The sequence below is a fragment of the Xanthomonas graminis pv. graminis genome (genome assembly GCF_030168915.1).
GTDB lineage: Bacteria > Pseudomonadota > Gammaproteobacteria > Xanthomonadales > Xanthomonadaceae > Xanthomonas_A > Xanthomonas_A translucens.
On sequence record NZ_CP076255.1, the window covers coordinates 2,288,995 to 2,313,344 of the forward strand.

The 24,350-nt window shown below is 69.5% G+C and carries 18 protein-coding genes; 7 read left to right on the plus strand and 11 right to left on the minus strand.

The genetic code is table 11. The annotated features are described in order from the left end of the window. Position 1 precedes the first annotated feature (1 nt). A complete protein-coding gene (locus KHF85_RS10020; RefSeq protein WP_284569432.1) occupies positions 2-2,101 on the minus strand; it encodes a PAS domain-containing sensor histidine kinase in 2,100 nt (699 codons plus the stop codon). Positions 2,102-2,276: 175 nt separating this feature from the next. Between KHF85_RS10020 and KHF85_RS10025 the strand changes: the two genes are divergently transcribed. The 3 genes from KHF85_RS10025 to KHF85_RS10035 all read left to right on the plus strand — a co-directional run bounded on the left by KHF85_RS10025 (position 2,277) and on the right by KHF85_RS10035 (position 8,749). Continuing rightward, on the plus strand, positions 2,277-5,066 hold the full coding sequence (locus KHF85_RS10025) for a sensor domain-containing protein (RefSeq protein ID WP_284569433.1): 2,790 nt from the start codon (positions 2,277-2,279) through the stop codon (positions 5,064-5,066). A gap of 588 nt (positions 5,067-5,654) precedes the next feature. After that, positions 5,655-7,409: an ABC transporter permease gene (locus tag KHF85_RS10030; protein ID WP_284569434.1), complete on the plus strand. Its 1,755-nt coding sequence runs from the start codon at positions 5,655-5,657 to the stop codon at positions 7,407-7,409. Between the two features lie 20 nt (positions 7,410-7,429). Continuing rightward, the gene (locus KHF85_RS10035; protein ID WP_064540009.1) at positions 7,430-8,749 is read left to right on the plus strand and encodes an ABC transporter ATP-binding protein; all 1,320 of its coding nucleotides are present in this window, start codon (positions 7,430-7,432) and stop codon (positions 8,747-8,749) included. Positions 8,750-8,984: 235 nt separating this feature from the next. Here the strand turns inward: KHF85_RS10035 and KHF85_RS10040 are convergent, their stop codons facing one another. From KHF85_RS10040 to KHF85_RS10065, 6 genes are all read right to left on the minus strand, one after another. Continuing rightward, entirely contained in the window at positions 8,985-9,302 is a 318-nt protein-coding gene (locus tag KHF85_RS10040; RefSeq protein ID WP_284569435.1) for a hypothetical protein, read from the minus strand. 128 nt (positions 9,303-9,430) lie between these two features. Then, entirely contained in the window at positions 9,431-10,621 is a 1,191-nt protein-coding gene (locus tag KHF85_RS10045; RefSeq protein ID WP_004425653.1) for a methyl-accepting chemotaxis protein, read from the minus strand. 135 nt (positions 10,622-10,756) lie between these two features. After that, positions 10,757-11,371: a high frequency lysogenization protein HflD gene (hflD, locus tag KHF85_RS10050; RefSeq protein WP_284569436.1), complete on the minus strand. Its 615-nt coding sequence runs from the start codon at positions 11,369-11,371 to the stop codon at positions 10,757-10,759. Beyond that, a complete protein-coding gene (mnmA, locus tag KHF85_RS10055) occupies positions 11,368-12,507 on the minus strand; it encodes a tRNA 2-thiouridine(34) synthase MnmA (protein WP_284569437.1) in 1,140 nt (379 codons plus the stop codon). The genes hflD and mnmA overlap by 4 nt, the downstream gene beginning before the upstream one ends. Then, positions 12,504-12,962, minus strand: coding sequence for an NUDIX hydrolase (locus KHF85_RS10060; protein WP_004427239.1), 459 nt, complete (start codon positions 12,960-12,962; stop codon positions 12,504-12,506). The genes mnmA and KHF85_RS10060 overlap by 4 nt, the downstream gene beginning before the upstream one ends. Next, a complete protein-coding gene (locus KHF85_RS10065) occupies positions 12,962-13,462 on the minus strand; it encodes a hypothetical protein (protein ID WP_064539926.1) in 501 nt (166 codons plus the stop codon). The genes KHF85_RS10060 and KHF85_RS10065 overlap by 1 nt, the downstream gene beginning before the upstream one ends. Before the next feature lie 75 nt (positions 13,463-13,537). On the opposite strand from KHF85_RS10065, the gene clpS reads away from it, so the two are divergent. Together clpS and clpA are read left to right on the plus strand one after the other, a co-directional pair. Next, positions 13,538-13,858, plus strand: coding sequence for an ATP-dependent Clp protease adapter ClpS (gene clpS, locus KHF85_RS10070; protein WP_284569438.1), 321 nt, complete (start codon positions 13,538-13,540; stop codon positions 13,856-13,858). Between the two features lie 123 nt (positions 13,859-13,981). Further along, entirely contained in the window at positions 13,982-16,264 is a 2,283-nt protein-coding gene (gene clpA / locus KHF85_RS10075) for an ATP-dependent Clp protease ATP-binding subunit ClpA (protein ID WP_284569439.1), read from the plus strand. Between the two features lie 122 nt (positions 16,265-16,386). On the opposite strand, the gene infA is transcribed toward clpA, so the two are convergent. From infA to trxB, 4 genes are all read right to left on the minus strand, one after another. Beyond that, on the minus strand, positions 16,387-16,605 hold the full coding sequence (infA, locus tag KHF85_RS10080) for a translation initiation factor IF-1 (protein ID WP_004425677.1): 219 nt from the start codon (positions 16,603-16,605) through the stop codon (positions 16,387-16,389). 96 nt (positions 16,606-16,701) lie between these two features. Continuing rightward, positions 16,702-17,439 (minus strand): leucyl/phenylalanyl-tRNA--protein transferase, encoded by a 738-nt coding sequence (gene aat / locus KHF85_RS10085; RefSeq protein WP_284569440.1) that lies wholly within the window; start codon positions 17,437-17,439, stop codon positions 16,702-16,704. Positions 17,440-17,469: 30 nt separating this feature from the next. Next, on the minus strand, positions 17,470-18,591 hold the full coding sequence (locus KHF85_RS10090; protein WP_284569441.1) for a GNAT family N-acetyltransferase: 1,122 nt from the start codon (positions 18,589-18,591) through the stop codon (positions 17,470-17,472). 54 nt (positions 18,592-18,645) lie between these two features. Continuing rightward, a complete protein-coding gene (gene trxB / locus KHF85_RS10095) occupies positions 18,646-19,614 on the minus strand; it encodes a thioredoxin-disulfide reductase (protein WP_284569442.1) in 969 nt (322 codons plus the stop codon). A 287-nt stretch (positions 19,615-19,901) separates the two neighbouring features. Here trxB and KHF85_RS10100 point away from each other — a divergent pair, with 287 nt between their 5' ends. Together KHF85_RS10100 and KHF85_RS10105 are read left to right on the plus strand one after the other, a co-directional pair. Then, a complete protein-coding gene (locus KHF85_RS10100) occupies positions 19,902-22,259 on the plus strand; it encodes a DNA translocase FtsK (protein ID WP_284569443.1) in 2,358 nt (785 codons plus the stop codon). A 101-nt stretch (positions 22,260-22,360) separates the two neighbouring features. Further along, positions 22,361-24,307 (plus strand): DUF3857 domain-containing transglutaminase family protein, encoded by a 1,947-nt coding sequence (locus KHF85_RS10105; protein WP_284569444.1) that lies wholly within the window; start codon positions 22,361-22,363, stop codon positions 24,305-24,307. Positions 24,308-24,350: the final 43 nt, after the last annotated feature.

The window sequence follows — 24,350 nt, forward strand, 5'->3', positions numbered from 1 at the left end:
GTCAGGGTCCAGGTGGGTGGGTTGGCGTCGCCGCCGTGGTATAGGGCAGGCACAGCGTCACCCGCGTGCCGGCACCGGGCGCGGTGTCGATCTGCAGGGTACCGCCTGCGCTCTGCGCGCGCTCGCGCATCACGATCAGGCCCAGCCCGCGCGGGCCGGCCGGATCGAAGCCGTCGCCGTCGTCGACCACCTCCAGGCGCAACTGCTGGTGCTGCTCGTCGCTCAGCGCCATGCGCACTTCGCCGGCACAGGCGTGGCGCAGCACGTTGGTCAGGCTCTCCTGGGCGATGCGGAAGCAGGCCTGCTCGACCTCGCCGCTGGGCCGCGCGGGCAGGGTGGCGATCTCCAGGTGCAGGCGCACCGGCGAGGCGCGGAACAGCATGCCGGCCTGCCAGCGCAGCGCCGCCTCCAGGCCGAGCGCGTCCAGTTGCGGCGGGCGCAGCAAGGTGGAGAGGTTGCGCAGCTTGGTGATGCTGCTGTCGGCCAGCTGCACGATCTCGTTCAGGTCCTCGCGGCGGCGCTCGGCATCGGCTTCGTCCAGCGCCGCGTGCGCCGACAGTTTCATCGCGGTGATCGCCTGGCCGATGTCGTCGTGCAGGTCGCGCGAGATCGCGCGGCGTTCGTCCTCCTGCAGCGAGAACAGCCGTCGCGCCATCGCCTGCAGTTCGCGGTTGCTCAGCGCCAGCGCGTCGCGCATGCGCTCCGGTTCGCTGAGGTCGCGCACGATCAGCAACTGACAGTCGCGGCCGCTGTAGCGGACCTTGCCGAACGACAGCCCGGCGTGGAACGAGGAGCCGTCGCGGCGGCGCATGCGCGCGGCGGCGCTGCGCTCGCGCTTGTTGCCGGCATCGCGCATCTGTTCGCGCACCTGCTGCAGATCGCCGGGGTAAACCAGGCCCTGCAGCGGCTCGCCGAGCAGGTTCTCGCCTTCGTAGCCGAACTGTCCGGCGCAGGCCGCGTTGGCGTACAGCACGTGTTCTTGGTGCAGGATCGCGACCCCGTCGGGCAGCACCCGCACCAGTTCGCGGAACTGTTCCTCGCGCTCGTGCAGCAGGCGCCGCGAACGTTCGTGCTCGGTCACGTCCTGCAGGGTGCCGCGCACGCAGGCCGCGCCGGCGTCGTCGCTGGCCGATTCGGCGCGCAGGTGCAGCATGCGCGCCTGGCCGTCGGCGGCCAGCACCGGCAGCAGCATGTCCAGCTGCACCGGTGCGGCGCCGCACAACTCCTCGAGCATGTGCTGGATGCGCGACTGCGAGGCCAGGTCGGCAGGCACCAGCAGTTCGTCCAGGCGATGCTGGCGCGGCTGCTCCGGCGCGCGCCGGCCGAGCATCCGGTACACCTGGTCGGAATAGCGGCCCAGGCCGCTGGCCGGGTCCAGTTGCCAGGAGCCGAGGCGGGCGATCGCCTGCGCCTCCTCCAGCCGCAGCAGCGCCTGGTCGCGGCGCTGCTGCGCCTCGTGCTCGGCGCTGCGGTCGCTGATCACCACCAGCCGCGCGCCGCGGCCGCGGTAGTCCAGGCCGGTGCTGCGCGCCTCGGCCATGCGCAGGCTGCCGTCGCGCAGGCGCAGCGGCTCGGCCACCACGCAGACCTTGGACGGGGTGTCGCGGATCGACTGGATCACCTCGCCCATGCGTTCGGCCGCGCTCGGTGGCCACAGCCGGCCCAGTTCTAGCCCGACGAAGGTGTCGTGCGGCCAGCCGAAGAAGGCGACCGCGGCCGGATTGACGTCCACCACCCGCAGCGTTTCCGGATCGTAGACCAGCATCGGGCTGGGATTGGCCTGGAACATTTGCCGGTAGCCGGCCTCGGACAGCGCCAGCTGCGCGTGCACCTGCACCGCGCCGCGTACCAGCGGGCGCAGCAGGCAGTAAAGGGCGATGGCGGTCAACAGCAGGAACACGGCGTCGTTGACCAGTTGCAGTACGGCCAGCGTCTGCGTGTTGTCTATGAATCGAACCAGCAGCAGGTCGCTGCCCAGCGACCAGATCAGGCCGAGCAGCAGGTACAGCAGTGCGGTCCGCCAGATGCCCCGGTCCAGCCGCTGCGCCAGACGCATGCCCGAGGACGGGGAGGTCGGGGAGAGATCGCGTTGTGGTTGCATGCCCCGACAGCCTGGTGCGGCGTTATTCATCCACTGCCATCTTACCGGCAAGCGCCGGCCGCGGCCCACTGCGGCCGCCGCCGCCGGCCAGGCGGGGCGCTCAACTAATGCTGCCGGGTGCCGTTATCACCTTCGTCCGCCAGCATCGGCGCTGGTAGAAACGGAGCACTTCGGCGTGGATCAAGGCGTCATCGCAAGCTTGCTGCAGCATCCGCTCACCTCGGCCGTGGTCCTGTTGGACGCCGAAGGGCGGCCGCTGGCCGCGAACCGGGCCGCGCAGGCGCTGGAGCTGCCGCGTACGGTGGAGGCCTATGCCGAGCTGATGCGCGACGTGCGCGAGCGCCTGTGCGGCGACGAGAGCATGCTCGCCTGCGCGCTGCCCGGCACCGCCGGGCGGCGCCTGGACGGCTGGCTGCGCGCGGTGCGCGACGACGCCGGCGCGCTGCTGGCCTACACCCTGAGCGTGCCCGAGCCGGTCGGCAGCGACGGCGCCACGCGCTGGGAGATCGCGCTGGACAGCGCCGAACACGGCCTGTGGGACTGGGACATCCCCAGCGACAGGACCTTCCGTTCCGAGCGCTGGAGACAGATGCTCGGCTACCAGGGCGATGCGCCGGACTACGGACTCAATGCGCTGCTGCCGCTGGTGCACAGAGACGACCAGGTCCGCCTGCGCGAGGCGATCCGCGCCCATTTCGAAGGCCGCACCGCGACCTACGTGTGCGAATTCAGGCTGCGCCAGCAGGACGGGCAGTGGCGCTGGATCCTGGATCGCGGCCGCATCGTCGCGCGCACCGCCGACGGCAGCCCGCTGCGCATGGTCGGCACGCATACCGACATCCACGAACAGAAGCTGCTCGAGCAGCGCCTGCGCGACCAGCAGACCCTGCTGCGCGAGGCGCAGCGCATGACCAGCATGGGTAGCTGGTCGTGGGATCCGCCGCAGAACCGGATCTGGTGGTCGCGCGAATTCCTGCGCGTGACCGGCCTGGCCGAGGAACACCCGCCGAGCAGCCGCGGCTGGCTGCGCCTGCTCAGCCGCGAGTCGGCGGCGCAGGTGCTGGCGACCTGGCGGCGCATGCAGCGCGACGGCAAGCAGGCCAACTTCGAGGTCGAGCTGGTGCGCGGCAGCGAGGCGCCGCTGCACCTGCGGGTCTGGGCGCAACCGCAGCTGGAAGCCGATGGCCGCATCCAGCGCGTGCTCGGCCAGGTGCAGAACATCACCGAGCAGCGCCAGACCGACGCGCTGATCCGCTGGCGCACCGAACTGCTCAACCGCGTCTCGGCGCTGGGCAAGATCGGCGGCTGCGAGATCGAGGTCGATACCCGGCGCATGCAATGGACCGAGGAGTGCTACCGCATCCACGGCCTGCGCAAGGAAACCCTGGAATTGGACCAGGCGCTGGCGCTGTACACCCTGGATTCGCGCGATGCGTTCGAAGCGGCGCTGGCGCGGATCGCCCAGGGCGGGCTGCCCGAGCAACTGGATCTGTGCTTCCACCGGCCCTCCGGGCACCGGGTGTGGGTGCAGGTGCTGATCGAACTGGACGACCGCGACGGTCTGCCGCCGCGCTTCGTGGTGCTGTTCCGCGACATCAGCCGCGAACGCGAGGCCAGCGAGCGCATCGAACTGCTGGCCCACTACGACCTGCTGACCGGATTGCCGAACCGGCAACTGCTGCGCGAGCAGGCGGAAACCGCGATGCACGACGCGGTGGAGCGCGGCAGCACCCTGGCCATGCTGTTCGTCGACCTGGACGGGTTCAAGAGCATCAACGATTCCTTCGGCCATGCCACCGGCGATGCGCTGCTGAAGCTGGCCGCCACGCGCATGCACCAGCAGCTGCGCACCAGCGACCTGTTCGGGCGCTTCAGCGGCGACGAATTCCTGGTGGTGCTGCGCGACCTGGCCGAGCCGAGCGACGCCGGCCACGTGGCGCGCAAGCTGATCGCGGCGCTGGCCGAGCCGCTGCACAACGGCGAGAACGTGATCAAGATCGGTGCCAGCATCGGCATCGCCTTGATGGAAGACGGGCGCCAGGATTTCGACAGCCTGCTGCGCGCCGCCGACGCGGCGATGTATGCGGCCAAGGAATCCGGCCGCAACACCTGCCACTACTACAGCCAGGATGTGCTGCTGCGCGCGCAGCGGCGCCTGGAGATCGAGCATGCGCTGCATGGCGCGCTGGACCGCGAGGAGTTCTCGCTGGTGTACCAGCCGCTGGTGCACGCGGCCGGCGAACGCGCGCCGGCGGTCGAGGCGCTGTTGCGCTGGCACCGCCCCGGCCATGGTCACTGCAATCCGGCCGAGTTCATTCCCATCGCCGAGGAATGCGGCGAGATCGTGCGCCTGGGCGACTGGGTGATCAACGAAGCCTGCCGCCAGGCCGCGGCCTGGGATGCGGCGGGGCTGCACTTCGACCGCGTTTCGGTGAACGTGTCGGCGATGCAGCTGCGCGACCGCGGCTTCGCCGAGCGGGTGCTGGAACTGTGCCAGCGCAACAACTGGTCGCCGAAGCGGCTGGAGCTGGAGCTGACCGAATCGGCGCTGATCCGCGACACCGAATCGTTGCGCCGCTGCTTCGAACTGTTCGAGCAGGAGGGCGTGCTGCTGGCGGTGGACGACTTCGGCACCGGCTTCTCCAACCTGCATTACCTCAATCGCTTCCCGGTGCAGCGGCTGAAGATCGACCGCAGCTTCGTGCAGGACATGCTCATCGACAGCGGCACCGCCAAGGTCACCCAGGCGATCGTGCAACTCGGCCATGCGCTGGGCATGCAGGTGGTGGCCGAGGGCGTGGAGACGGCGCAGGAAGAGGCGCTGCTGCGCGAGCAGGGCTGCGACGAGATCCAGGGCTATCTGCACTCGCGTCCGCTGCCGCCGCGCGAACTGGCCGCGTGGTTGCGGGCGCGCCAGAGCGTGCTGCCGGCGACCTTGCCGCGGCTGGTGCTTGCTGCTCAGTGAACGCGCGCTGCGGGCGCTTGCGCGGCGCTGTTGCAGCGCCGCATTTGCTGGCTATACTTCGCGCCCATCGTTCCCGGCCAGAGGCCACTTCCTTGGACAGTCATCCTAGACCGACGCTGCAGCTGTCGAGCTGACAGGACCGCCAAGGTCTGGGTTCGTCCCAGATGGGTCCCGTCCGCTCAGGACGGGATCGTTCGCCAGCGCCGCACCGGCGCTGACCACAGACCCCGCAGTACGCAAGCCCGATCCGCGAGGACCCCGAGCGTAGCCGCTGGCGTTTCCGCATCCGGAGCCGCCCATGCCTGTCGTCGTTGTCGCCATGCATTTCGTCACTGCCGGTTGCCCGCGCGCATGCCGCGGCCGGTCCATGCCGCATCGCGGCGCCTGCTGTCACACAGCGCGATTGCCGCGGTCGCGGCCGCCATCGCGGCAGCGGCCCGGCCGCGCAGCGCGGCGCTGGCGCAGCAGCGGCTGACGCCTGGCTGGAACATTCGCGCGCGACACTGGGCGGTCGTCCCACCCGCGTTTCCGTGATTCCCTACCACCCGTGCGGCGCGCCTGGCGCCGCCGTCCTGCCGGAACCTTCCCATGGTGCTATTCCCCCGCGACCGCAACGCGCCCGACCATGTCGCCGCACGCCCCGGCGTGCTGCCCAATCTGCATGATCTGGCGGTGTTCGCGCTGCTGCTGGCGTTGGGTGTGCTGCTGCTGCACGGCGCCGCCGACATGCGCGCGCCGCTGCCGCCGCCGGGCACGGAAGCGGTCTCGCTGGGCCTGCAGCATTTGCCCGAATACGGCCTGCGCACCACCTTGCGCATGTTCGCGGCGATGGCCGCCTCGCTGCTGTTCACCTTCGTCGTGGCGACCCTGGCGGCCAAGAGTCGCCGCGCCGAGCGGCTGATCGTGCCGGCGCTGGACATCCTGCAGTCGGTGCCGGTGCTGGGCTTCCTGACCTTCACCGTGACCTTCTTCCTGGGCCTGTTCCCGGGCCGCCAGATCGGCGCCGAGCTGGCCTCGATCTTCGCCATCTTCACCAGCCAGGCCTGGAACATGGCCTACTCGTTCTACCAGTCGCTGCGCAACGTGCCGCGCGACCTGGACGAGGTCACCCGCGGCTTCGGCCTGTCGTCGTGGCAGCGCTTCTGGCGGCTGGAAGCGCCGTATGCGACGCCGGCGCTGATCTGGAACATGATGATGTCGATGTCCGGCGGCTGGTTCTTCGTGGTCGCCTCCGAGGCGATCACGGTCGGCGACCACACCCTGGAACTGCCCGGCATCGGCTCCTACCTGGCGCTGGCGATCGCGCAACGCAACTTCGCCGCGGTCGGCTGGGCGGTGCTGGCGATGGCCGTGCTGATCGTGCTGTACGACCAGTTGCTGTTCCGTCCCATCGTCGCCTGGTCGGACAAGTTCCGCGCCGAACTCACCGCCTCGCAGGACAAGCCGCAATCGTGGCTGTACGACCTGCTGCGGCGCACCCGCCTGGCCAAGCGCCTGGTCGCGCCGCTGGCCTGGGTCTGGCAGCGCACGCTGCTGTGGCGCTGGGCGCCGCGGCGCCCGCGCCCTGCGGCGGCGCCTGCGCGGGACGGTGCCGCCAACCTATGGGGCGAGCGGCTGTGGAGCGCGGCGCTGGCGGTCGCAGCGCTGGCCGCGGCCTGGTTCGCGTTCGACTACGGCCGCCGGCACCTGAGCGTGCATGATCTGGCCGAAGCGTTCGGCGGCGGGCTGGCCACGCTGCTGCGGGTGGTGGTGCTGATCGCGCTGGCCAGCGTGGTGTGGGTGCCGATCGGGGTGTGGATCGGGCTGCGCCCGAAGGTGGCGCAGCGGGTGCAGCCGCTGGCGCAGTTCCTGGCCGCGTTCCCGGCCAACGTGCTGTTCCCGTTCGCGGTGCTGGCGATCGTCGCCACCGGTGCCAATCCCAACATCTGGCTGTCGCCGCTGATGATCCTGGGTACGCAGTGGTACATCCTGTTCAATGTGATCGCCGGCGCCAGCGCGTTTCCCACCGACCTGCGCGAGGCGGCCACGGTCTACCAGCTGCGCTCGTGGACCTGGTGGCGGCGGGTGATCCTGCCGGGCATCTTCCCGTACTACATCACCGGCGCGCTGACCGCCTCCGGCGGCTCCTGGAACGCCAGCATCGTCGCCGAACTCGCCAGTTGGGGCGACACCCAGGTGCAGGCCTACGGGCTCGGCTCCTACATCGCCCGCGCCACCGCCGCCGGCGACGGCGCGCGGGTGCTGCTCGGGGTGGCGGTGATGTCGCTGTTCGTGACCGTCTTCAACCGCGCGGTGTGGCGGCGCCTGTACGCCTTCGCCGAACGCCGCCTGCGTTTCGACTGACCCCCTTGGAGATCCCGACCATGACCTTTTCCGCAAGCGCGCCCGAGCGCGCCCCGCTGGTCCGCGTGCACGGCGTGCGCAAGAGCTACGACAAGGGCGGGGCGACGCCGCTGGTAGTGCTGGACGACGTCGACCTGACCCTGCATTCGGGCCAGATCGTCGGCCTGCTCGGGCGCTCCGGCTCCGGCAAGTCCACGCTGCTGCGCGCCATCGCCGGGCTGCTGCAGCCCAGCGCCGGCAGCATCGTGTTCCGCGACGCCACCCCGACCCAGGCGATCGACGATATCGCGATGGTGTTCCAGAGCTTCGCGCTGTTCCCGTGGCTGACCGTGCTGCAGAACGTGGAGGTCGGCCTGGAGGCGCGCGGCGTGGCCGCCGACGAACGCCGCCGGCGCGCGCTGGCGGCGATCGACCTGATCGGCCTGGACGGCTACGAGGGCGCCTATCCGAAGGAATTGTCCGGCGGCATGCGCCAGCGCGTGGGCCTGGCCCGCGCGCTGGTGGTGCGGCCGAAACTTTTGCTGATGGACGAGCCGTTCTCGGCGCTGGACGTGCTGACCGCCGAGACCCTGCGCACCGACCTGCTCGACCTGTGGTCGGAAGGGCGCATGCCGATCGAATCGATCCTGATGGTCACCCACAACATCGAGGAAGCGGTGCTGATGTGCGACCGCATCGTGATCTTCGGCGCCAATCCGGGCCGGGTGATCGGCGAGATCCACGTCACCTTGCCGCAGCCGCGCAACCGCCTGGCGCCGGCGTTCCGCGCCCTGGTCGACGACATCTACGCGCGCATGACCGCCAGCCCGCAGCGGCCGCAGGCGCGCGAAGGCGTATTTCCCGGCAGCGGCATCGCGATGGTGTTGCCGCGGGTGTCGAGCAACCTGCTGGCCGGCCTGGTCGAGGCGGTGGCGGCCGAGCCGTACCACGGCCGCGCCGACCTGCCGCCGCTGGCCGCCGGCCTGCAGCTGGAAGTGGACGAACTGTTCCCGATCGCCGAGACCCTGCAGCTGCTGCGCTTCGCGGTGTTCGAGCAGGGCGACCTGCAGCTGACCCCGGCCGGGCAGCGCTTCGCCGAACTCGGCACCGATGCGCGCAAGCAGATGTTCGCCCAGCACCTGGCCACCTACGTGCCGCTGGCCGCGCACATCCGCCGCGTGCTCGACGAACGTCCGACCCACCATGCCCCGGCGCGGCGTTTCCGCGACGAGCTGGAAGACCACATGTCCGAGGACTATGCGGCCGAAACCGTGCAGGCGGTGATCAGCTGGGCGCGCTACGCCGAGTACTTCGCCTACGACAAGCAGGCCGACCTGTTCTCGCTGGAGAATCCCAGCTAGGCTTCGTCGACGGTCGGTAACGGCGCCTCTGTAGGAGCGGCTTCAGCCGCGACAGGCCCTACGGGTAGAACCTGTCGCGGCTGAAGCCGCTCCTACAGTGCACCCAGCAGGCGATCCGCAGGCGGTTGTAGGAGCGGCTTCAGCCGCGACAGGCACCTTCGGAAAGTTCCGGTCGCGGCTGAAGCCGCTCCTACAGGGATTGGCGGCGCTCGGAACTGCGACCGCACAGAGCGGTTCAATCGTGATCGGCGAGCGCCGCGTAGCCGGGCAGCGGCGCCGGCGTACCGGCCGCGGCGATGGCGGCCCCGTTCAAGCCCATGTCCCAGGACAGGCCGGCCCAGACCAGGTCGGCGATGCTGTCGCTCCGCGCCACCGGGCCACGCCGGCCGAGCATCTGCCGCAACTCGTCCTGCGCCCGCATTTCCAGCTGCCGCAGCGCGCTGCCCGGCTGGCGCCGCGCCGCAACCGGCCTGCCGCTGGCGGCAAGGCCGGCAACCGGGTGCAGGGCAGCGGGCGGGGTTTCGTGCGCACAGGTCAGGTCGTCGCAGGACATGGCCTCTACTCGGGACAGGGACTGAAAGGGCATCGACTCGGCCAAACGGGGAAGGGCAGCAACGACAAGCCCCGGCCAGGGCCGGGGACGGGTCGCTTCATGATGCGGCAGGGTGCACACGGCGTCGATCAGAACAGTTCGACGGTGCCGGCGCCCATGCTCTGCTGCGCCACCGCCTTGTGCGGCGGACGCTCCCACTCCACGCGCATCTCGCGCAGGCGGGTGCCGACGCGCTGCAGGGCTTCGACCAGTTCGTTGTCGAACACGCCGCCATTGCGATGCAGCAGTTCCTGCAGGCCCACGGCCTCGCGGTTGATCGCAGTCAGGCGGTCGAGGTGGGTGTGCACGCCGCCCAGGGCCTGGGTGGCGATGTCCTCGAACTGCAGGGCGCGCACCGCTTCGGCGACGCTGCTGTCGATGGCGCGGCCGCACTCGGAGATCTCGCGCATGCCTTCGCCCAGCGAGTTGTTGATCGCCGCCACGTTGTCCAGCATCGACGCGGCCTCGGCGCGCGCCTCGCGGGAGCGGTCCATGTCGCGCGAGGCCATGTGCGACACCGTCTCGCGGACCTTGGCGATGGCGTCCTTGGAACTGTGCGCCAGCTTGCGGATCTGCTCGTTGAAGGTGGTCGAGCGCTCGGACAGGTTGCGCACCTCGTCGGCGACCACCGCGAAGCCGCGGCCCGCCTCGCCGGCACGCGCCGCTTCGATCGCCGCGTTCAACGCCAGCAGATTGGTCTGGTCGGCGATCGACTTGACGTCCTCCAGCAGAGCGAAGATGCCATCCAGGTGCTGCGACATGTCGTCGATGTAGTGCACCGTGGCGCTGCTCTGGCCGCTGACCTGTTCCAGCGCCTCGACCAGTTGCTCCATGCGCTGGCTGGCATGCTGGGCGAAGCGGGCCACGTCGACCCCGGCACCGCCGTCGTCGCCGGCGCGATCCACGATCCGCGCCAGCGCGACGTTCTGCTGCCGCGACTTGCGGTTCATCGCCTCGAAGCTGCCACCCAGGCCGCTGACCGCCTGGCGGATCAGTTCGCGGGCCCGTTCGATCTCGCTGCGCGAGCCTTCGATCTCGTTGCCGACGAAGTTGCGCAGCTCGGACAGCAGCTGATCCTGCTCGCGCATGATCTTGGACTGCTCCGGCGAACGCCGGCTCTGGCTATAGGCTGTCCAGGCGGCGAAGCCCAGCCAACTCAGCGTCATGGTGGTAAGGATGGCCCAACGGACCGGGGCCGGCCAATCGAAACCGGCGGCGATGGGGAACAGCAGCGTCAGGGCGAGCGGAGCAGCCAGACGGATCAAGAGGCGTGAGTACATGGACGTTCTCGGCAGATTCACGATTGCTGTATCGGCCGTACCCCCTCGGTCTTTAGCAGCGGTGTGGTGCCGATCGCGTCCGCGCGGCGAAACGTGCGCTGCATCGAGCCCGTGCCGGCAGCGCCAGCGCCGCGCTCAGCCCAGCGCGCGGTCTACCGCGTCGATCATACGCCGCTTGGCCAGCAGGAAATCCCACAGGCTGCCGCCCATCTGCCGCCACAGCACCGCCGAGCGCACCGCGGCCAGCAGCAGCGCGCGGATCTCCGCCACCACCCCGGCCTGGCCCAGGTAATGCGGATTGCCCTGCACCATCACCCGCGGGCGCAGGTGGCTGATGGTATCGGCATACAGCTGGCCGAGCGCGCCGATCACCTCCGGATGCGCGCTGTCGGCGTGCTCGGCCAGCAGCGGCGCGATCCGGGCGATGCCGACGCTGACCTTGGCGCCGGTCTCGGTGTCGCGCACGAAGCGCCGCTCCAGTTGCATCACCGCCAGCGCCAGCCGCGGCAGCACCTCGTCCTGGCCCTGGTTGCGGAAATAGTTGTGTAGCAGGCGCAGCCCGGGCGCGACGTCGCCGACCTGGCCGTAGACCGCCTGCGGCGTGTCGGCATCGGTGCGGAACACGCTGTCGAGCAGGGTCCGCACCAGCGACGCCTCGGACTGCCCGGTCTCGGCGATGCGCCGCACCTGCTGCAGGGCCTGGGCGACGCCGGCCAGCGCCAGCACGCGCGCATCCATGGAATCGGTCATCGGGTGGTTTCCTCTAGTGAAGCGGGGCGCTGCGCCAGACGGCGTTGCAGCGGGGCATCGGTGGTGGCGATCACGGCGCCGCCCAGGCACTCGTCGCCCTGGTACAGCACCAGCGACTGGCCGGGGGTCACGGCGCGCTGCGGGCGGGCGAAGCGCACCGCCAGGGTGCCGTCGTCGGCCACCTCGACCATGCACGGCTCGTCGGCCTGGCGGTAACGGGTCTGCGCGGTGCAGTCGAAGCGCCGCGCCGGCGCCGACCCGGCGATCCAGTGCGCGGCTTCGGACTGCAGCTGCGTGGACAGCAGATGCGGGCTGTCGCGGTCCTGGTCCACGTACAGCACGTTGCGCGCCACGTCCTTGCCGACCACGTACCACGGCGCCGCCGCGCGGCCGCGCACGCCGCCGATGTTCAGGCCCTCGCGCTGGCCCAGGGTGAAGTAGAACACGCCCGGGTGCTCGGCCACGACCTGTTCCTGCGGGTCGCGGATTTCGCCGCGCCGCGCCGGCAGGTAGCGGCCGAGGAACTCGCGGAAGTCGCGCTCGCCGATGAAGCAGATGCCGGTGGAATCCTTCTTCGCATGGGTCGGCAGGCCGGCCTCGCGGGCGATGCGCCGCACCTGTTCCTTGGGCAGCTCGCCGACCGGGAACAGGGTCGCAGCCAGTTGCGCCTGGCCGAGCTGGTGCAGGAAATAGCTCTGGTCCTTGTTGCGGTCCAGCCCGCGCAGCAGCCGCCAGCGGCCGTCGGCGAAGGCAACCCGGGCGTAGTGGCCGGTGGCGATGCGCTCGGCGCCGAGTTCGCGCGCCGCGTCCAGGAAATGCTTGAACTTGACCTCGCGGTTGCACAGCACGTCCGGGTTCGGGGTGCGCCCGGCGGCGTACTCGGCCAGGAAGTGGGCGAACACGCCTTGCCAGTATTCCTGCGAGAAATCGCGGAAGTGGAACGGCATGCCGAGCAGGCCGCACACCGCCACCGCGTCGCGGCGGTCGTCCTCGGCGCGGCAGTCTCCACTCCCGTCGTCGGCCCAGTTCTGCATGAACAGGCCGGCCACGTCGGCGCCTTGCTGCACCAGCTGCCAGGCCGCCACCGACGAATCGACCCCGCCGGAGACGCCGACCATGATCCGCGCGCCGTTCATGCCAGTTGCCGCACCAGGTCCAGCGGATAACGCTTGCCGGCAAGGAAATCGGCGGCCACCTGCCACACCAGCGGGCTGCGCCAGCGCGGCGCGGCTGCCTGCAGTTCGGCCGGGGTCATCCACAGGGCGCGCACGATGCCGTCGTCCAGCGGCCGCTGCGGGTCGTGCGCGAGCGGATCGGCGGCGAAGGCGAAGCGCAGGTAGTGGCGGCCGTTGTCGGCCTTCCACTGGTAGGCGCCGATGAACGCGGTCAGCCGCACCTGCCAGCCGGTTTCCTCCAGCGTCTCGCGCAGCGCCGCCTGCAGCAGGCTCTCGTCCGGCTCCAGGTGCCCGGCCGGCTGGTTCAGCACCAGCGCGCCGGCGATGGATTCCTCCACCTGCAGCAGGCGCCCGTCGCGCACCACCACCGTGGCCACGGTCACGTCGGGCTGCCAGGGGCCGGGGGCCAGCGCCATCAGAACGCGTCCTTGCCGGCGTTGAGTTCGGCATCCATCGCGTCGGCGCCGCGCGCGGCCGCTTCCAGCGCCTCGCGCAAGGCGCTGTCGTCGGCATCGGCGGCGACCTTGACCACGAATACCGCGGTGCCGCCCTGGCGCACCCAGCCGCCGAGGATGTCGGCCTGCGCGTCTTCCAGCAGGCGGTTGGCGACCGCGGCGGGCAGGGTGTCGCCCTTGGCCTGGTAGGCCGGCGACCAGATCTCGCGGATCCGGTGGCTACCGAAGGTCTCCACTGGCGAGCGCACGTAGATCAGCTGCTGGCGCTCGCGGCCCTGCTCGCGCAGCCCGAACAGCAACTGGTAGTCGCCGTCGGCATCGGCCTGGACGTCGTAGCCCATCGCCTTCAGGCGCTTGCCCAGCGCCTGGTCCGGCGCGGCGGCGGCTGGCAGCGCGGCCAGCAGGAGCGCGGCGAGCAGGGCGGCCGGGCGGAAATTCGTCGAATGCATGCGTTGCGCCATCAAAGAAGAGGAATTGTGCGGGCAGGATCGGCGATCGTCCAATCCGGGCCGACAGCCGCCGTATATAATCGGCGCATGCCTCGCAAGAATTCTTCAGACCTCGATCACGGCGTAATGGTGGAGACCGGCAAGCCGGAGATCGCCCGCCCGCCGATGTACCAAGTGCTGTTGCTGAACGACGACTACACCCCGATGGACTTCGTGGTGACCGTGTTGCAGCAGTTTTTCTCGCTGGACCTGGAGAAGGCCACGCAGGTGATGCTGCACGTGCATACCCGCGGCCGCGGCGTCTGCGGGGTGTATACCCGCGAGTTGGCTGAATCCAAGGTAGCTCAGGTCAACGAGTTTTCCAGAATGAACCAGCATCCCCTGTTGTGCACGATGGAAAAAGCCTGATAGTGGTAAGCGTCGGTCACCGGTTTGCACGGACTAACGCGGTCTGAACACAGTGATACGATAGGGTTGTAGAAATTCGCAACTCCAGCCGCATATTGTTGGCAACAGACGTCGGAGTGAACCATGTTCAGCAAAGATCTCGAGCAAACCATCGGCCAGTGCTACAAGCGCGCCCGGGAAGCCCGCCATGAGTTCATGACGGTCGAACACCTGTTGTTGGCCTTGCTCGACAATCCTTCGGCGCAGGCGGTGCTGAAGGCCTGCGGCGCCGATACCGAGCGCCTGCGTAGCGAGCTGGAGCAGGCCATCGAAGCCTCGGTGTCGCGCCTGGCCGAAGACGACGGCCGCGACACGCAGCCCACGCTGGGCTTCCAGCGGGTCCTGCAGCGCGCGGTCTACCACGTGCAGTCCTCGGGCAAGAAGGAAGTCACCGGCGCCAACGTGCTGGTCGCGATCTTCGGCGAAAAGGACTCGCATGCGGTGTATTTCCTGAATCAGCAGGACATCACCCGGCTCGACATCGTCAACTACCTGTCGCACGGCATCGCCAAGCTCGGCGAAGAAGGCGAGACCCCGGCGCCGCCCGACGGCGAGGCCAAGGGCGAGGCGGGCGACGGCGAAGCCAAAGGCGACGCGCTGGCCGAATACGCCAGCAATCTGAACGAACAGGCGCGCAATGGCCGCATCGACCCGCTGGTCGGCCGCGCCGACGAGATCGAGCGCACCATCCAGGTGTTGTGCCGCCGGCGCAAGAACAACCCGCTGTACGTGGGCGAGGCCGGCGTCGGCAAGACCGCGATCGCCGAGGGCCTGGCCAAGCGCATCGTCGAGGGCAGCGTGCCCGAGGTGCTGGCCGACGCGGTCATCTACTCGCTGGACCTGGGCGCGCTGGTCGCCGGCACCAAGTACCGCGGCGACTTCGAAAAGCGCCTGAAGGGCGTGCTGACCGCGCTGAAGAAGGTGCCCAACGCGGTGCTGTTCATCGACGAGATCCACACCATCATCGGTGCCGGCTCGGCCTCGGGCGGCACCATGGACGCCTCCAACCTGATCAAGCCGGCACTGGCCTCGGGCGATCTGCGCTGCATCGGCTCGACCACGTTCCAGGAATACCGCGGCATCTTCGAGAAGGATCGCGCGCTGGCACGGCGCTTCCAGAAGATCGACATCGTCGAGCCGACCGTGGGCGAGACCTTCGAGATCCTGCAGGGCCTGAAGCCCAAGTACGAGGCGCACCACGGCGTGACCTACGCCGACGACGCGCTGCAGGCGGCGGTGGACCTGTCGGTGAAGCACATCGGCGACCGCCTGCTGCCGGACAAGGCGATCGACGTGATGGACGAGGCCGGCGCGCGCCAGCGGCTGCTGCCGCAAGGCGTGCGCAAGGAGCTGATCGACATCGAGGAAATCGAGACCATCGTCGCCAAGATGGCGCGGATCCCGGCCAAGCAGGTCAGCGCCACCGACAAGGACGTGCTGCAGCACCTGGAGCGCAACCTGAAGATGGTGATCTTCGGCCAGGATCCGGCGATCGAGACGCTGGCCTCGTCGATCAAGCTGGCGCGTTCGGGCCTGGCCAATCCGGAGAAGCCGATCGGGAACTTCCTGTTCGCCGGTCCCACCGGCGTCGGCAAGACCGAGGTGACCAAGCAGCTGGCGCTGCAGCTGGGCATCGAGCTGGTGCGCTTCGACATGTCCGAGTACATGGAGTCGCATTCGATCAGCCGCCTGATCGGCGCGCCTCCGGGCTACGTCGGTTTCGACCAGGGTGGCCTGCTGACCGAGAAGATCGTCAAGACCCCGCACTGCGTGCTGCTGCTGGACGAGGTCGAGAAGGCGCATCCGGACATCTTCAACATCCTGCTGCAGGTCATGGACCGCGGCGTGCTCACCGACACCAACGGGCGCGAGGCCAACTTCAAGAACGTGATCCTGGTGATGACCACCAATGCCGGCGCCACCCAGGCCTCGCGGCGCTCGATCGGTTTCACCAAGCAGGACCATTCCACCGACGCGATGGAAACCATCCGCCGCAGCTTCACCCCGGAATTCCGCAACCGCCTGGACGCGGTGGTGCAGTTCCAGCCGCTGGCGTTCAGCCACATCTTGCGCGTGGTCGACAAGTTCATCATCGAACTGGAGATGCTGCTGCAGGAAAAGCACGTGTCGCTGTCGGCCACGCCGACCGCGCGCGACTGGCTGGCCCAGCACGGCTTCGACCCGCTGATGGGCGCGCGGCCGATGGCGCGGGTGATCCAGGACAAGGTCAAGCGCCCGCTGGCGGACGAACTGCTGTTCGGCAAGCTGGTCGGCGGTGGCCGCGTCACCATCGACGTGCGCGACGGCGAACTGGTGGTGGAGACCCAGGCCGAGCCGGAGCGCCTGCTGCCGGCGACCGTCGAGTGATGGCGTCCTAGAACGCCAGCCGCGACAAAAGGCGGCTGCAGAACCTGCAGTCGCCTTGCGATGTCACCGATGAGACGAGAAGGCGGCCGAGGGCTGCCTTTTTCACAACCGCGGCGAGGCGGTCACTTCATGCGGTAGGTGATGCGACCCTTGGTCAGGTCGTATGGGGTCATTTCGACCTTCACCCGGTCGCCGGTCAGGATGCGGATGTAGTTCTTGCGCATGCGTCCGGAGATGTGGGCGATGATCTCGTGCCCGTTTTCCAGCTTGACCCGGAAGGTGGTATTGGGCAACGTCTCGCTGACGGTGCCTTCGAATTCGATGGAGTCGTCTTTCGACATGTAATCCTGTGCGATTTCGCGAACGGCCACAAAGGCCTGAAGAGCGAGGATTTTACCCGCCTCGGCCGCAGCATGCAAAGTTTGCGTTAAAGCCGCTCAGGGCAAGGCCAGTTCCGCGGCGGCCAGTTCGCCGAAACGCGGCGTCCACGGGCCGGTCAGGCCGGGCTCGGCCACCAGCGCGGCGATCGCAGCGAGGAACGCGGCGCGCGGCCAGCGCTGCGCGCCGAGGCTCAGCAGGTGGTCGTTTTCGACCTGGGCATCGATCAGCGGCCAGCCCCAGCCGTGCAGGCGCCTGGCCAATGCCGCCAGCGCCACCTTGGAGCCGCCGCTGCGCGCGCTGAACATGCTCTCGCCGAAGAACATGCGCCCGCGCGCCACCCCGTAGATGCCGCCGACCAGCTCCTCGCCGTCGAACACCTCCACCGAGTGCGCGTGTCCGGCGCGGTGCAGGGCGACGTAGGCGGCCGTCATCTCGGCGGTGATCCAGGTGCCGTCCTGGCCGCGCCGCGGCGCCTGCGCGCAGGCGGCGATCACCTGCGCGAACGCGGTGTCGGCGCGCACCCGCCACGGCGAGTGGCGCAGCGCGCGGCGGAAGCGCGAGGACAGTCGCACTGCGTCGCTGCGGAACACGGTGCGCGGGTCCGGGCTCCACCACAGGATCGGATCGCCGTCCGAGTACCACGGGAAGATGCCGTGCGCGTAGGCATTGAGCAGGCGCGTCGGGGTCAGATCGCCGCCGATCGCGAGCAGGCCGTCCGGTTCGCGCAGCGCGCTCGCCGCGGGCGGGAACGGGGCGGCCGGATCGGCGGCAAGCAGGGCAGGGAGACGGCGCATCGGCGCAGCGTAGCCGATCGGGCGGGCGGCTCAGTCGTGGCGGAACGGCGAGTGCCGCAGCAGGGTCGCCGCATGCTGGCGCACCGCGGCGGTCTCCTCCGCGCACCAGTCGGCCAATGGCGCGCGGAAGCCGGGGTCGGCGATCCAGTGGCGGCTGCGCACCAGCCGCGGCAGGAAGCCGCGGGCGATCTTGTGCTCGCCCTGCGCGCCGGGCTCGAACCGGGTCAGGCCTTCGCGCAGGCAGTAGTCGATGCCCTGGTAGTAGCAGGTCTCGAAATGCAGGCCGGGCAGGGTGGCGCCGCCCCAGTAGCGGCCATACAAGGTGTCGCCGCCGCGCAGGCAGAGCGCTCCGGCCACGGGCGTTTCATCCAGCGTGGCTAGGAATATCAGGAAGTTACGCGGCATTTCTTGTGCAATGTGCGAGAAGAACTCCAGCGTCAGCGCCGGCGAATTGCCGTAGTCGTCGAAGGTGCGCAGGTAGAACGCGTACATCGCCTGCAGGTCGGCGGCGCTGGCCTCGTCGCCATGCAGGACGCGGAAACCGATGCCGGCGCGCTGCACCTTGGCCCGCTCCTGGCGGATGTTCTTGCGCCGTTTGTGGTCCATCGCCGCCAGGTAGGCATCGAAATCGGTCCAGCCTGCCTCGTTGTGCCACTGGTACTGCACGTCGCTGCGCGCCAGCCAGTCGTCGCCGAACGCGGCGTCTTCCGCGGCGCTGTGGAAGTTGACGTGTGCCGAGGACAACCCGCTGGCCGCGGTCAGCGCCTGCATCGCGGCCAGTAGCGCCTGGCGCCGGGCCGTGTCGCGCGCCAGCAGCCGCGGCCCGGTCACCGGCGAATACGGCACTGCGCACAGCCACTTCGGGAAGTAGTCCTGGCCGTAGCGCGCGTAGGCATGCGCCCAGGCATGGTCGAACACGAATTCGCCGTGCGAGTTGGTCTTCAGGTAGCCCGGCGCGGCGGCGACCAGCGTGTCGCCGTCCCACAGGGTCAGGTGCAGCGGCGTCCAGCCCCAGTCCGGGCGCAGGCAGCCGTGCCGTTCCAGGCCGGACAGGAACGCGTGGGCGACGAACGGGTTGCCGCCGTCGTGCAGCGCGTCCCAGTCGGCGGCTGCGACCTCGTCGAGCCGGTGCAGCCAGCGCACGCTGCTCATGCCCGCACCCGCGCGCGCGTGGTGGACGCCGTCAGCGCGCGCGTGGCGGCGTGCTCAGGCACCCTTGTCCAGATAGCGTTCGGCATCCAGTGCGGCCATGCAGCCGAAGCCGGCCGAGGTGATCGCCTGCCGGTAGTGCTGGTCGGCGACGTCGCCGGCGGCGAACACGCCCGGCACCGAGGTCTCGGTGGCCGCGCCGCCCAGCCCGGAGCGGATCTCCAGGTAGCCGTTGTTCATCGCCAGCTGGCCGTCGAACAGCTGCGTGTTGGGGTGGTGGCCGATGGCCACGAAGAACCCGTGCGCGGCGATCTCACGGGTGCTGCCGTCCTGGGTGGACTTGACCCGCACCCCGGTGACGCCGGCCTCGTTGCCCAGCACTTCGTCGATGGCGTGGTGCCAGACGGTCTCGATCTTGCCGGCGACGACCTTGGCGAACAGCTTGTCCTGCATGATCTTCTCGGCGCGCAAGGTGTCGCGGCGGTGCACCAGGTAGACCTTGCGGGCGATGTTGGACAGGTACAGCGCTTCTTCCACCGCGGTGTTGCCGCCGCCGACCACGACCACGTCCTGGTCCTTGTAGAAGAAGCCGTCGCAGGTGGCGCAGGCGGACACACCGCGGCCCTTGAACGCCTCTTCCGAGGGGATGCCCAGATACTTGGCGGTGGCGCCGGTGGCGATGACCAGCGCGTCGCAGGTGTACTCGGCGCTGTCGCCGCTGAGCCTGAACGGGCGCTGCGACAGGTCGGCGGTATGGATGTGGTCGAAGATCACCTCGGTCTCGAAGCGCTCGGCATGCGCCTGCATCCGCGCCATCAGGTCCGGTCCCAGCAGGCCATGGGCGTCGCCGGGCCAGTTGTCGACCTCGGTGGTGGTCATCAGCTGGCCGCCCTGCTGCAGGCCGGTGATCACCAGCGGCTTGAGATTGGCGCGCGCGGCGTACACCGCGGCGGTCCAGCCGGCCGGGCCAGAACCCAGGATCAGCAGGCGCGAATGCTTGGCGGAAGGGGGGGCAGGGGGGCTCATGTATACTCGCGAAGAGGTTGAAATGGCGGCGGATGCGCGGCATTGCGCGGTGTCCGGCGAAGTCGCATAGAGTGGCGGCCGGCCTGGGATGAATCAAGCCGCGTGGCGAGAACGCCGCAGCCTGCGGCCCGCCTGTCACCGTGCCAACGCCGTGTGTGCCTGCCGCCGCGGGGTGCCGGGCGTTGCCGCAAGCGCCGCGGGACGATTCAGGTTACGACTGCTGAAATGCCAGGCCGATTCGTTTATTATCAATCACTAACGGTGTATTTCTAAGGTCTGGTCATAGCGTGGCGAAGCAGGTTCCGGAACGCGGCAAATCCCAGGGCGCCAACGCGGCCGCACGCAAGCAGGCCGCCGCGGCCAATCCGCGCCGGCAGAAACTGTGGCGCGACCTGGCGCTGATCGCGATCGCGCCGCTGCTGCTGTACCTGCTGGCCAGTCTGGCCACCTATTCGGCGACCGATCCGGGCTGGTCGCATACCGGCAGCGTGGTCGCGCCGGTGCACAACATGGGCGGCAAGTTCGGCGCCTGGATCGCCGACGTGCTGCTGCAGCTGTTCGGCTACGTGGCATTCCTGCTGCCGGTGGTGATCGGCGCGATCTCCTGGATCGCACTGTTCGGCATGGACAGCGATGGCGACGGCGAGGCCGACCTGGGCCCGGCGCTGCGCCTGGTCGGCATCGTCGGTTTCCTGATCGCCGGCACCGGGCTGCTGCACCTGCGCCTGTTCAGCGGCGACGTGGCCGGCGCCGGCGGCATCCTCGGCAAGCTGGTCGGCAGCTCGCTGACCGCCGGCTTCGGCGCGCTGGGCGCCAACCTGTTCGTGCTGGTGCTGCTGCTGGTGTCGATCACCCTGGCCACCGGCCTGTCCTGGTTCGCGGTGATGGAGCGCATCGGCCGCGCGATGATGACCCTGCCGACGCTGGCGCGGCGCGGCAGCCAGCAGGCCAACGAATGGCAGCAGACCCGCGCCATGCGCGAGGAACGCGAGGAAGTGCGCAAGGTCGATGCGGTGCAGCGCGCCAAGCGCGAGCCGGTCAAAATCGAGCCGCCGCCGGCGCCGGTGGTGGAGAAGAGCGAGCGCGCCAAGCGCGAGCAGCAGATCCCGCTGTTCCACGGCACCGGCGGCGACCAGTCCGGCATCCCGCCGCTGGCCCTGCTCGACGACCCCAAGCCGCAGACCAAGGGCTATTCCGAGGAAACCCTGGAAACCCTGTCGCGGCAGATCGAGTTCAAGCTGAAGGACTTCCGCATCGAGGCGCAGGTGGTCGGTGCCTATCCGGGGCCGGTCATCACCCGTTTCGAGATCGAGCCGGCGCCGGGCATCAAGGTCAGCCAGATCAGTTCGCTGGACAAGGACATCGCGCGCGGCCTGTCGGTGAAGTCGGTGCGCGTGGTCGACGTGATCCCGGGCAAGTCGGTGGTCGGCCTGGAGATCCCCAACGTCAGCCGCGAGATGATCTACCTGAGCGAGCTGCTGCGCTCCAAGGAATACGACAAGTCGCCCAGCCCGCTGACCCTGGCCCTGGGCAAGGACATCGCCGGCCGCCCGACCGTGGCCGACCTGGCGCGCATGCCGCACCTGCTGGTCGCCGGCACCACCGGCTCGGGCAAGTCGGTGGCGGTCAACGCCATGGTGCTGAGCCTGCTGTACAAGGCCTCGGCCAAGGAACTGCGGATGCTGATGATCGACCCGAAGATGCTCGAGCTGAGCGTCTACCAGGGCATCCCGCATCTGCTGGCGCCGGTGGTCACCGACATGAAGGAGGCCGCCAATGGCCTGCGCTGGTGCGTGGCGGAGATGGAGCGCCGCTACAAGCTGATGAGCACGGTGGGGGTGCGCAACCTGGCCGGCTTCAACAAGAAGGTCAAGGACGCGCAGGACGCCGGGCAGCCGATGATGGACCCGCTGTTCAAGCCCAACCCGGACCTGGCCGAGGCGCCGCGGCCGCTGGACACGCTGCCGTTCATCGTCATCTTCATCGACGAATTTGCCGACATGATGATGATCGTCGGCAAGAAGGTCGAAGAGCTGATCGCGCGCCTGGCGCAGAAGGCGCGTGCGGCCGGCATCCACCTGATCCTGGCCACCCAGCGCCCGTCGGTGGACGTGATCACCGGCCTGATCAAGGCCAACATCCCGACCCGCATCGCGTTCCAGGTCAGCTCCAAGATCGATTCGCGCACCATCCTCGACCAATCCGGCGCCGAGACCCTGCTCGGCCACGGCGACATGCTGTACCTGCCGCCGGGCACGGCGATGCCCGACCGCGTGCACGGCGCCTTCGTCAGCGACGAGGAAGTGCACCGCGTGGTCGAGCACCTCAAGGCCAGCGGCCCGGCCGACTACATCGAGGGCGTGCTCGACGAGGTGCAGACCATGGGCGACGGCACCGTGGTCGGCGCCACCGGCCTGCCGGAGAGCAGCGGCGGCGGCGGCGACGAATCCGATCCGCTGTACGACGAAGCCTTGCGCATCGTCACCGAGACCCGCCGCGCGTCGATCTCCGGCGTGCAGCGGCGGCTGAAGATCGGCTACAACCGCGCCGCGCGGCTGATCGAGGCGATGGAGGCGGCCGGCGTGGTCAGCCCCCCCGAACACAACGGCGACCGTAGCGTGCTGGCGCCGCCGCCGCCCAAGTGAGACGCGCGCTGCGGCCCGCACCCCGGTTCCCGGGCATCCCAACCGCCCGGTGCCGCGCCGCATGCGATGCTGGCGGCCGTTCCCGCCCGCTGCCGTCGCCGATGTCCCGAACCGCCTGCCCCCTGCGCCTGCTGGTGTGCGCCGTCCTGGCCATGGCCGGGTCCGCTGCCGCCGCGCCACCGCCAGCCGCCGCTGCGGCGGCCAGCCCGGCCGCGGCCACGCCCGAAGTCGCCAACAACTACAGCTACGTGCGCTACCGCGCCGACTACGAGGTGCGCGACGACGCCAGCAGCGTGGAGACCGACGAGTACGAGTTGCTGCTGAAGACCAAGGCCGGCGTGGACAAGTTCAGCCAGGTGCGGCTGAGCTATAGCGAGAAGCTGGAGACGCTGGAGGTGCTGGCCGCCTACGCGATCACCCCGGACGGGCTGCGCCACGACGTGCCGGCGGACAAGATCTACACCCAGGAAAGCTATTCCAGCGCCTCGGCGGCGATGTACGCCGACCGCAAGGTCAAGGTGGTGGTGTTCCCCAACCTGATGCCGGGCACGCGGCTGGTGTACCGGGTGCGCCGCACCCAGGCCGTGCCGTACTTCCCCGGCTACTTCAGCCTGTGGGAGACCTTCAGCGTGTTCTCCCAGTACGACGACGCCACGGTGACCCTGGTCGCGCCGCGGCGCATGCCGATGCACCTGTACACGCGCGGCGTGGACGGCGCCAACACGCCGAAGATCGACGGCGCGCAGGCGCGCTGGGAATGGCGCTACCAGCGCCGCGAGCCGATGAAGAGCCAGAACTGGGCGGCGGCGACCTGGGAGTTCAGTCCGACCATCATGGCCAGCAGCTTCCGCCGCTGGTCGCAGATGGGCCAGGCCTACCAGCGCAGCAGCGGCGTCGCCGCGCAGGTGACGCCGAAGGTGCGCGCGCGCGCCGAGCAGATCACCGCCGGCATCGGCGAGCGCCGCGCGCAGGCGGCGGCGCTGTACGAGTGGGTGGCGCGCAATATCCGCTACGTGGCGGTGTACCTGGGCAACGGCGGGCTGCAGCCGAACAGCGCCGACAGCATCCTCGACAACCACTACGGCGACTGCAAGGACCACACCGTGGTGCTGGAAGCGCTGCTGGCGGCCAAGGGCATCGCCAGCACGCCGGTGCTGATCGGCGCCGAAGGCGGGCCGACCCTGCCGGACGTGCCGGTGCTCGGCCGCTTCAACCACGCCATCACCTATCTGCCCGAGTTCAAGCTGTACGTGGACTCGACCAATCCCTACGCGCGCTTCGGCCAGCTGCCGGCCGGCGATCTGGGCGTGCCGGTGCTGCACACCGTGGACGGCAGCGTGGCGCGCACCCCGCCCAACGACGCGCGGCTGAACCTGTACCGGGCCGAGGCCGACTACCGCTTCGCCGCCGACGGCAGCCTGCACGGCACCACCCGGCTGGACAGCGGCCAGATCGGCGAGATCGGCCTGCGCACCATGTTCGTGCAGCTCAATACTCAGAACCGCACCCGCATCGAGGAATCGATCCTGGCCGCGTCCGGCTTCGACGGCAGCGGCGAACTGGAGCTGCAGGGCGCGCCGCAGGACCTGAGCCGACCGTTCGGCTACGCCTACCGGTTCCGTGCCAGCGACTACGTCGACTTCGGCGTGGTCGGCGGCATGGCCCTGCCGCAGATGCCCGGCGCCGATTCGGTGCGCGGGGTCTATGCGACCACCTCGGCCGAGCGCAACCTGACCCCGTTCTACTGCAACGACAACGCGCGCAGCGAGACCTACCGGCTGACCTTCCCGGACAGCGTGCCGATCATCGCGATCCCGGCCGATACCCATTTCCGCAACGCCGCCGGCGAATACGCCGCGACCTGGGTGCGCGACGGGCAGACCGTGGTCGCCACGCATACGCTGCACCGGCGTGCGGTGCACGGCCCCGAGGCGCTGTGCCAGCCGCAGGACTATGCCGCGTTCCGCGAGCTGTACCAGCAGGTGCGGCGCGGCTTCCGCGGCCAGATCCTGTACGGCGACCTCGGCCGCATGCAGACCGGGCACTGAGCGCATCGAGGTCTGATCGCCTATTCAGCTTGTTCGCGGCACA

Coding starts and splice junctions, on each gene's coding strand:
- infA (WP_004425677.1), bottom strand. CDS start 16,605: ATGTCGAAAGACGACTCCATCGAATTCGAAGGCACCGTCAGCGAGACG.
- KHF85_RS10105 (WP_284569444.1), top strand. CDS start 22,361: ATGTCCCGAACCGCCTGCCCCCTGCGCCTGCTGGTGTGCGCCGTCCTG.
- KHF85_RS10045 (WP_004425653.1), bottom strand. CDS start 10,621: ATGTACTCACGCCTCTTGATCCGTCTGGCTGCTCCGCTCGCCCTGACG.
- clpA (WP_284569439.1), top strand. CDS start 13,982: ATGTTCAGCAAAGATCTCGAGCAAACCATCGGCCAGTGCTACAAGCGC.
- KHF85_RS10030 (WP_284569434.1), top strand. CDS start 5,655: ATGGTGCTATTCCCCCGCGACCGCAACGCGCCCGACCATGTCGCCGCA.
- aat (WP_284569440.1), bottom strand. CDS start 17,439: ATGCGCCGTCTCCCTGCCCTGCTTGCCGCCGATCCGGCCGCCCCGTTC.
- clpS (WP_284569438.1), top strand. CDS start 13,538: ATGCCTCGCAAGAATTCTTCAGACCTCGATCACGGCGTAATGGTGGAG.
- mnmA (WP_284569437.1), bottom strand. CDS start 12,507: ATGAACGGCGCGCGGATCATGGTCGGCGTCTCCGGCGGGGTCGATTCG.
- KHF85_RS10035 (WP_064540009.1), top strand. CDS start 7,430: ATGACCTTTTCCGCAAGCGCGCCCGAGCGCGCCCCGCTGGTCCGCGTG.
- hflD (WP_284569436.1), bottom strand. CDS start 11,371: ATGACCGATTCCATGGATGCGCGCGTGCTGGCGCTGGCCGGCGTCGCC.
- trxB (WP_284569442.1), bottom strand. CDS start 19,614: ATGAGCCCCCCTGCCCCCCCTTCCGCCAAGCATTCGCGCCTGCTGATC.
- KHF85_RS10065 (WP_064539926.1), bottom strand. CDS start 13,462: ATGGCGCAACGCATGCATTCGACGAATTTCCGCCCGGCCGCCCTGCTC.
- KHF85_RS10060 (WP_004427239.1), bottom strand. CDS start 12,962: ATGGCGCTGGCCCCCGGCCCCTGGCAGCCCGACGTGACCGTGGCCACG.
- KHF85_RS10090 (WP_284569441.1), bottom strand. CDS start 18,591: ATGAGCAGCGTGCGCTGGCTGCACCGGCTCGACGAGGTCGCAGCCGCC.
- KHF85_RS10040 (WP_284569435.1), bottom strand. CDS start 9,302: ATGTCCTGCGACGACCTGACCTGTGCGCACGAAACCCCGCCCGCTGCC.
- KHF85_RS10020 (WP_284569432.1), bottom strand. CDS start 2,101: ATGCAACCACAACGCGATCTCTCCCCGACCTCCCCGTCCTCGGGCATG.